The following is an 8252-nucleotide window of genomic DNA, read 5'->3' on the forward strand; positions in this document are numbered from 1 at the left end:
TTCTAATGTTGGGAGGAACGACTTACCATCTGTAACCTGAGTTCATTTCCGTCTGATGAATTTTCAATTTTATGAAAATCGCCGCCGGAGATGGTGTCTACAGAAAATACCTTCCAGAATAACGGGCATGCCCCTTTGCATATGCTAAATTCGGGACATTTATGGCACTCCGCTGGTGCATAATCAGCATTCTTGAAATAACTCAACATTGGTGAATGCCAGATTTCTTTAAAACTGCTTTTTAATAACGAACCCACTGGTTCTCTCCAGGATGAACAGGGCAGAATATTGCCCATCGGGTCTATGCTCAATAATCCAGTAATTGCCGCACAGGATTTGTTCCCCAATCCATGAGCAATAGGATTGAATTTGCATACCGGAATTGGTGAATACCATAAAAATTGAATATTCTCTTTCTGGGCATGGTTTTTAATCTTCAAGATGTGCGGACCAACCTCTGAGTATGATATCCATAAATCACTTCTCCGCTCGGCGCTTCCACAAGGAATCATAAGATTCATCGATAGTCTCTTCAAACCTAAGGATTTGATCAATAACAATATCCCTTCAAGGTGATTTATATTGTGTCTTGAGATCGTGGTATTTGTATGGACAGCGATTCGCTCTTCAAGAAGATATTTTATTCCGGCAATGGTTTTCGCAAAAGAATTCTTTACCCCGGTAATCCTGTCATGTATTTCGCCATTCGGACCTTCCAAACTTACCTGGGCACTTTTCAAACCCGCCTTTTTCAAAGATCTTACGAGTTCCTTTGTAAGCATCGTCCCATTCGTTATTAAATTTGTCCACAAACCAATCTTATTTGCATATTCTACCAGAGATACAATATCTTTCCTTAATAAAGGCTCACCTCCAGTAAAACTGACTGATGGTACTTTTGCTTCATTGTATATCTTGAATATAATCTTTTTCAAATCTGCTGTCTTTAGTTCAGGATAATCTTTATGGCCCACATAGCAGAATTCACAATTGAGATTGCACCGATAGGTGACAGCAATCTCAGAGAGGATTGGATAATCATTTAAATCACTCTTAAATTCATAATAGGATACACTCTCTCTCTTCTCACCTTCTTTCAGACACCCCCTAACAATAGCCCGCAAATCGCAGAAAAAGTAGTACAGATCTTTTCTCTTTTCATCATCATCACCAGTCAGTTCAATAAGGTTTTTTATCGAATTACCTTTTAAAAGATAGTTTAAAATCGCAACTCCTGATTGATTTAATTTATAAACCTGATTGGGAATCAAAATTAAAAGATTATCTAACTCCCTCACATAAATATAAGGCTTGATCTCTTTTATAAACCCATCCACCCATTCTAAATCGATTATTTCTTTTACCTCTGATTTCGGAAATGTAGAATTTGTCGGATGATCGGCATACAGATTCTGGAATTTAATTTTTCTATTAAAATATCTTAACATTTATCTTGCTCCACCACTCACACATGCTGAATGGCAAGCACTATGGCAGGCGGAGTGACAGGCGGAATGGCAGGCTGAATGACAGGCAGAGTGGCAGGCATCGTGGCAGGCGGTATGGACATAACACGCACTGTGGCAAGCATCAGAGCGGACAAATGTTGAATAATCTTTTATCGGTTCACCATAAATTACAAACCCATCCTCCATCTGCTGAAAATGCCCCCTGCGGTCAAATGGTCGGTTCCGCAGGTAATAATAGTAATACATATCTTTATACTCTTCATCAATCGGTTCTTCCACCTCGGGTGAGCCAATCTTTTCGGTATAGTATGCCTTGGTCGCCTCTATGTCACAATCCCATGCCTTTGCCTGAATATTCTCAACTATCTGCATGATTAGCGCCTTCAATCCAGCTTCATCCATTGTGCCATCACTCCTTATTGCATCCAGAAACATTGACTCATAATATTTTAATCCTGGGGGACGCTGTAAAATTGAAAGTTTTATCGGATTATAATTCAGAATTTGTAAAACTCCCTCTTTCTGTAATTTTTCAGCGATAATGGTAAAAACTTTATTCACTGGATAATCCAATAATATTGTGGCTTCAATTAAATCAAGTTTTGCCACCTTGCCTGATTTTCTAAATGTGGCTACCTCAATTTTGGGTGGCATCCAATCCATCCTGAGCCATTGTAAACTCTGAACATCACTGTAAAGCCCTTTTATTTTCTGAGCCTTTTTGTTGGAATAAAATAAGTAAGGAATGACTGAAAATAACATATAGATTAACTCATAAGGGATAAAAAACTTTTTGCGACGCTCAGGTTTGACCTCAATTCTGCCGAATCTCTCGGTATTAAAATAACTTGCTGGAATATACTGTTGAATCAACAATTTTTCTTTGGATGCGACATCCTCTTTATGAATTCGAACTGTAAAGTAGTGTTTTCCATTATAATCTTGGCCAAAATAATCTAATAGATATCTCTCGTTCATAAATTTTTCAGTTCGAAATCCGTATGCCTCAGGATTGACCTGTTTGCCTTTTACTTCTATCGGATAAGAGACTTTGACCGTATAATGTTCCATTGGTTCATCCCATTGGGGTGGTGCCCAGTGGAACACAACGAGTTCACCAAATTCACTCTGGGTTACTGCAAGATTACCGCTCCTTCCCAGGTCACCACCAAAATGTATAATAAAAGTTATTTGACCAGGTCCATATCTCCTTCCTTTGCTGAGCACGATATCATATTTTCCACCACCGAGGTCTCTAATATCTATAGGATATTTATTGTTGTATTCATCAAGGGCACAGGAATTCTGATAGTCAAAAAAAGGTTCGACCGATAATCCCTGAAGATAGAATGCACTCATTGAGCCGGAAATAACATTCCAGCGAATTTTATAAACAAAGTCTGCCCGACCATCCTGCCAAAGGGCAACATCTACTTCAACCCATTTTAATTCGGCGGTTAAGGTTAGTAAACAAAAAAGGACTATCATTTTTAAGTGCTTAGGCTTTTTTAGATTTTAAGTAGCTATTCTTTCGTCGCCTCAATCCTTGCTCTCAATAAATCCGCCTGCGCTGCTATAAAATCTGAATACGCCTGCTTAGCCTGGGACCAGCAGGTCTCATCTGGAAATGAATTTACTATTCCCTGCCAGATGAGTTTATATACCTTTTCCAGAGTCTGTTTAGCATCACCCTTGCCCGTGTATTCAAATTGAGCAATCACTGGCACAGGCTGAAAGACCGGCGTTGGTCCCGCAACGACCTCGGTCTGGGCACCTAAGAATACCACTCCCATTTCTTCAATCACATCAAGATGAATTCTTATTGCAGATAATACCGAGGCTATAGAATAATCTGCGGTTGAAAATTTCATTATTAGTAGATTATTCTTTATCTCGCCGAATGGCAAATTCATCAGACCTCCTTTCTGGTTTCAATTTTTTTAGCACTACCTTGGTTGTTGTACCTTTCAATTATACCCAAGCCTGAAGAAATTTCAAGAGAAATATCGAAGATCCAGATTTCGAATAATCTGAGTTGTCTACATCCTGTCAAATTATTTTTATACTCACAAACAGGTGCTGAATTATTAATGGTAGCTGCACCATTCAAGGCGCGTAATATCGGGCGATTTAGACATCTGCAAGCTAAAACTTGCCCGACAACCGGATGATTGGTTATCCTTTAAAATTTTGCCAATAGGTTTCTTTGTGCTTAAAACATTCTATAAAAATGCGGAGATGACTCAGTCTAACAATACCTTGACAATCTGGTGAGAGTGAATAAAATTTTAATCAGGAGGAAATATGAAATTATCAATGATTGTTTATTTTATTTTATCCCAATGGTCAGCACCAATAAATTTTGGAATCCCTGGTGTTGAAGACTGCAATCCCCAAACCTGTAGAGAACAGTTGTGGGAAGGCCGCACCTGCCTTGTCTGGCAGGCTTTCACAGGGGGTGGCGGTTGGGAGATATACTCAAGGTTTATTGGTTATAATTGGAGTGATACAGTTTGTATATCAAATAGCTCATACTGGGATATCAATCCGAGTGTGGCTTATGATACCTTAAGAAATTGTTTCTGGTGTGTCTGGCAAAATAATTTCTCAGGAATAAACTATCAGATTCATGTCTCTTACAGTTTGGGCAATTCATGGACACCGCCAGCTCGTTTGACCAATGATTTGTATAACAATACATCGCCCTCGGTCTGTGTTGTTGGCACCAATGTCTGGGTGGTATGGAAGAAAGCCAACAATATCTATTCCTGTTATTATGATGGCACTTCGTGGTCGGCGCCTATCCCAGTAACCAATGATGCTTCTGTAATTAACTATGATCCTAAAATAAGCAATCGCCATAATCACCCCTTTGTCGTCTGGGTGAGAGAGGGGGATATTTATTACAGCGAATATATAAACAATGCCTGGACGACGCCTCAGGCGATTGCACCTCATCCGGCCGAGGATATCATGCCTGAGATCGCTGTGACACCACAATGGCCTGACCCGTATCGAAGAGTCTGGGTAGTATGGCAAAGCAACCGTGACGGGAATTATGAACTCTACCGCACCGGATGTGATAGTTTGAATGTCTTCTATCGAATAACGAATAATACTTCAAATGACATTGATCCCAATCCCCTTGATTATATGCTTACGGTTCGTGAATCAGGACCACCGCTTATCGGCTTTAGTTCTGACCGTAATGGAACCTATGATATCTACTCGCTCCGTCGTTACTGGACAGGTGGTTATGACACAATTCCTGTAGACATCAATCCAGCCGAAGACATTCTACCCGTAACCACAATGGTGAATGGCTACCCTTCTTATTTATGGATTTTCTGGGAGACAAACCGAAATGGCGATCGGGATATCTATGGCTCTTACATTACATTATACAGCGGCATTGATGACATTAGGACCACTCTGCAAAATCATCATTTAAGATGTATCCCAAACCCGCTTACTGATAGGTGCTTTATTCAGTACCGATTAGAAAAAAATAGCAGAATTAACCTGTCACTCTACAACCACCAAGGAGCCCTGGTGCAAAAAATTTATCAAGGGTTAGAAAAGCCAGGCACTCATTATGTGGCAACCAATTTTGATTCCCACTGTAATGGGATTTACTTTATAGTGCTTAAAACCGAAGAAGTCTCTGTGGCGGAAAAAGTGATCATCCTAAAATGAAGGGTTACAAAACCCTCCTCCGTTATGTGTGAGAATCAAACCTCATTAAAATTTATGGTCTAAAAGTCAACGGAGTTCTTCAAGTATTTTATTGGTGAGATAAAGACTTTCTTCCTGACTCAGCGCAATATTCATTTCAATCGACCAAAGATACTGGTCAACCTTTTTATCCTTGAGTCTTAGATTAAGTATCTTTTCCTTCTGTTCTTCACAAAGCCGGTCGACTGCTACAAGATTAAAATCCAAATCAAATTTATTTTTTAAAAATTGTAAAACCACCCTTTGCATTTGAAAATCGTCCACAAGTGCAAGATAAAAAGGTATTTCACACCATAAACTCATTCCCAAAAGATTCCTTTTCTTTGCCTCATACAAGAGGTAACTGCTCACTGCCGGCGTCCCCTCGTAAGTTAAGTTATAAAGTCCATAATTGCTCATCTGCTCTTTCATTTTGTTTTCATTATAAACCGCCCATAGCTTTCGGGTGACATTATAACTGATATTTGCTACAAAACCGTTTAATGTATATAATACGGAGATAGAAAGTTCCGGGCAAAGGTAGTCAACGATGACCTCAATAAACCGATAATGATTCACCTGGGGCTCATAACCTTTGAATATTACTAAATTTAACTGCGGCGAATAGTAAAATCTATTATGTGGAATATAGGCAACATCATTCTCAATATCCACACCATTTAAAGGGTAAAAAATCTGCGGGATTATTTCACCGATGCAATCAAGGCCAATCTTTTCATTGATTGCCCGAAAAGCTGCCTCACCAATCCGCCCCGGAATTTTTTCCCAGATTATGAATAACTCGGGTTTATTTAATTCCGGTTTTTTAATCCACCTTACCCAATCACTTGCCTGATTCTTTTTGGAAAAATTCCCGGAAAAATTCATCGCTATGCTCCCGGAACCATTTTATCTCCTCATCGCTTATCGGGGTGCGGGGAATCTGACTATCCTTTAACTGTTCAAAACTTTCGGTTATCTTTTCCTTCACCTCTGTGGGTAAACTATCCAAAAAAGTATTGAGGATTCTGTCCACACTCCTATCTACCTGCTCAATCAGGGGTTCTAATATCGAAAGGTCAAGGCGCAAGTGGAGCATTTTGGACAAAACCTCAAGGACCGCCTTAGAACCTTTAGGCCAAGGAATAGGTAGCCATTGGAGGTAATAGGGAATTTCGCCCATCAAACATATCCCCGCTATCCCGTAGATTCTTGCCACTCCTAATGTCAAACCATTCAGTCCGGTTATCGTACCTTGACCACCCCTTCCTTCTACTTCCGACATCAAGACGGTATTTTCATACTGCTTAATTTCACGGATGAGTGTCTCTGTATTTGGAACTGCCCAGACCCTGGGTCGTGAGGCGTGATGAATTTGGGCAACCGCTGCCCCGGAGGTGTAAATCCTTTTGACCCCATATTTTAAACCCGTCTCAATCACCATCCGGGCAATCTGATAAGCCACCTCTCCACGGGCATAACCACCCTGGGTCTCAGAAGGCTGCTCATCGCCAATAAAAAATAATAGGTCACAAGTCTCGGTCTTTTTGAAATAGAATTTATTTCGGGGGAACGTCAAAGATTTGATGACACCATCTTCTATTGTGACAGTGGTGGGGTAGAAAAAATCCTGCGGCTCAATCTCACCTAGCTCTTCAGCCTGCAATTGTTCGCGTAGTGTATCAATGGCAATCAGGCCAATACGCCCAATACCTGGCCAGCCACATAACATTATCGGCTCTTTCAAATCGACTTCCTTATAAATTCTTACCCCCATAATCAACTCTTGACCCGGTCCAGATATTTCTTGGTTTCTACATCAATTCTTATTATATCACCAGATTTAATAAACTGGGGCACCATAATCTCCATCCCGTTTTCCAGAATTGCCGATTTATATGCAGCATCAAACTCGCCTTTTAAGCCTTCACCGGTTGATGTCACTTTAATCTCAACGGTTTTAGGTATTATCACATCTATCGGCTCTCCTTCGTAGAACTCAACCTTTAGCTTCGCCCCTGGAGTGAGAAATTTGCTAAATTCACCCAATTTTTCAGTCCCAATCAGAATCTGATCATAGGTCTCAGGATGCATGAAACAAAAATTCCTGCCATCCTGATAAAGAAATTCCATGGGTACCACATCTACGATAACATCTTCAATCTTGTCATCCGGATGAAATCTTTGCTCGGTTAGACTATGAGTCCTGAGATTGCGCAACTTCGCATGGACAATCGAACCAAATTTTGCAGTACCCGCTTTAATTTCGGCCGAAATAACCTTGTATATCTCATTATGTAATTTTATTATCATGCCGATTCTTAATTCCGACGCCTGCACCATAATTACTCCTTGTTTATCTCCAAATTACCCAGAGTTGAAATAAGTCATGCACCTTAGAAAATATTTTCGGCGCGTTTATCAACATCCATCACCGATGATTATAATTAAATTCGGATTAGAAGTCAAGTTGGTAATAACTCACATGAAGGAACGATGAAACTCATGGTCAAGATTTGTAAGGGTAACCAATGATTTAGCGTTGGGTACTTTTTAGGGCAAGGCTTTCGCATTGCGTAAATAAAAAATGCCGACTTGAGGTGGTAACCGGTAAAATGGTAGGCGCGGGCTTTAGCCTGCGGATAAATGTTTTTAAATCCTGGGATATTTCGCCCCCTGAAGGGTGCGGCTACCGCTAATAATTTAGCGCATAAAAATAATTTGACAAAAAGCAGCGAGGACTCAGATAACTCAGCTGAGTACTCCTCACTTTTAATCTTCGGTTGGGCATAACTTTTTGAAACAAAAAAGCCACGGGTATTTGGATAAATCCAGCTTATCCAATAATTCTAAACCCAATCGGAAACTGCTTAACAATTTCTTTTTCCCATTTTTAACCATAGAAACCAAATCAACAAACTCCTTTATTCCTTCACTAACAACACCAAAAAGAATCACAAACATATAAGCAACTACAGTCACTAAAATCAATTTCTCCATCTTAACAACACCCTTTAAACCAGCGGCCCTTAACGAAAAATATCTCTCATTCTTGAAATCACGAAAACT

8 protein-coding genes are annotated in these 8252 nt (G+C 40.0%); 1 reads left to right on the top strand and 7 read right to left on the bottom strand.

Annotated features, from left to right (window positions below):
* Positions 1-2: 2 nt before the first annotated feature.
* Genes ABIL39_04230 through ABIL39_04240 form a run of 3 tightly spaced genes read right to left on the bottom strand, consistent with a single transcriptional unit; the run spans position 3 to position 3382 of the window.
* The gene (locus tag ABIL39_04230) at positions 3-1448 is read right to left on the bottom strand and encodes a radical SAM protein (protein ID MEO0165328.1); all 1446 of its coding nucleotides are present in this window, start codon (positions 1446-1448) and stop codon (positions 3-5) included.
* The gene (locus tag ABIL39_04235) at positions 1449-2957 is read right to left on the bottom strand and encodes a hypothetical protein (GenBank protein ID MEO0165329.1); all 1509 of its coding nucleotides are present in this window, start codon (positions 2955-2957) and stop codon (positions 1449-1451) included. It abuts the gene before it with no gap.
* 35 nt (positions 2958-2992) lie between these two features.
* Positions 2993-3382: a hypothetical protein gene (locus ABIL39_04240; GenBank protein ID MEO0165330.1), complete on the bottom strand. Its 390-nt coding sequence runs from the start codon at positions 3380-3382 to the stop codon at positions 2993-2995.
* A 391-nt stretch (positions 3383-3773) separates the two neighbouring features.
* Between ABIL39_04240 and ABIL39_04245 the strand changes: the two genes are divergently transcribed.
* Positions 3774-5165 (top strand): T9SS type A sorting domain-containing protein, encoded by a 1392-nt coding sequence (locus ABIL39_04245; protein ID MEO0165331.1) that lies wholly within the window; start codon positions 3774-3776, stop codon positions 5163-5165.
* Positions 5166-5231: 66 nt separating this feature from the next.
* Here ABIL39_04245 and ABIL39_04250 read toward each other — a convergent pair whose 3' ends face one another.
* The 4 genes from ABIL39_04250 to ABIL39_04265 all read right to left on the bottom strand — a co-directional run.
* Positions 5232-6071, bottom strand: coding sequence for a PAC2 family protein (locus ABIL39_04250; protein MEO0165332.1), 840 nt, complete (start codon positions 6069-6071; stop codon positions 5232-5234).
* Positions 6028-6960, bottom strand: coding sequence for a PAC2 family protein (locus ABIL39_04255; protein MEO0165333.1), 933 nt, complete (start codon positions 6958-6960; stop codon positions 6028-6030). The genes ABIL39_04250 and ABIL39_04255 overlap by 44 nt, the downstream gene beginning before the upstream one ends.
* 2 nt (positions 6961-6962) lie before the next feature.
* Positions 6963-7526, bottom strand: a complete 564-nt coding sequence (efp, locus tag ABIL39_04260) for an elongation factor P (GenBank protein MEO0165334.1) — start codon at positions 7524-7526, stop codon at positions 6963-6965.
* Positions 7527-7955: 429 nt separating this feature from the next.
* Positions 7956-8252, bottom strand: a 297-nt coding sequence (locus ABIL39_04265) for a hypothetical protein (GenBank protein ID MEO0165335.1), incomplete at its 5' end; no start/stop codon positions are given.

This window comes from candidate division WOR-3 bacterium (assembly GCA_039802205.1).
Taxonomy (GTDB): Bacteria; Hydrothermota; Tepidihabitantia; order SM23-42; family JAOAFX01; genus JAOAFX01.

Coding starts and splice junctions, on each gene's coding strand:
- ABIL39_04230 (MEO0165328.1), bottom strand. CDS start 1,448: ATGTTAAGATATTTTAATAGAAAAATTAAATTCCAGAATCTGTATGCC.
- ABIL39_04235 (MEO0165329.1), bottom strand. CDS start 2,957: ATGATAGTCCTTTTTTGTTTACTAACCTTAACCGCCGAATTAAAATGG.
- ABIL39_04240 (MEO0165330.1), bottom strand. CDS start 3,382: ATGAATTTGCCATTCGGCGAGATAAAGAATAATCTACTAATAATGAAA.
- ABIL39_04245 (MEO0165331.1), top strand. CDS start 3,774: ATGAAATTATCAATGATTGTTTATTTTATTTTATCCCAATGGTCAGCA.
- ABIL39_04250 (MEO0165332.1), bottom strand. CDS start 6,071: ATGAATTTTTCCGGGAATTTTTCCAAAAAGAATCAGGCAAGTGATTGG.
- ABIL39_04255 (MEO0165333.1), bottom strand. CDS start 6,960: ATGGGGGTAAGAATTTATAAGGAAGTCGATTTGAAAGAGCCGATAATG.
- efp (MEO0165334.1), bottom strand. CDS start 7,526: ATGGTGCAGGCGTCGGAATTAAGAATCGGCATGATAATAAAATTACAT.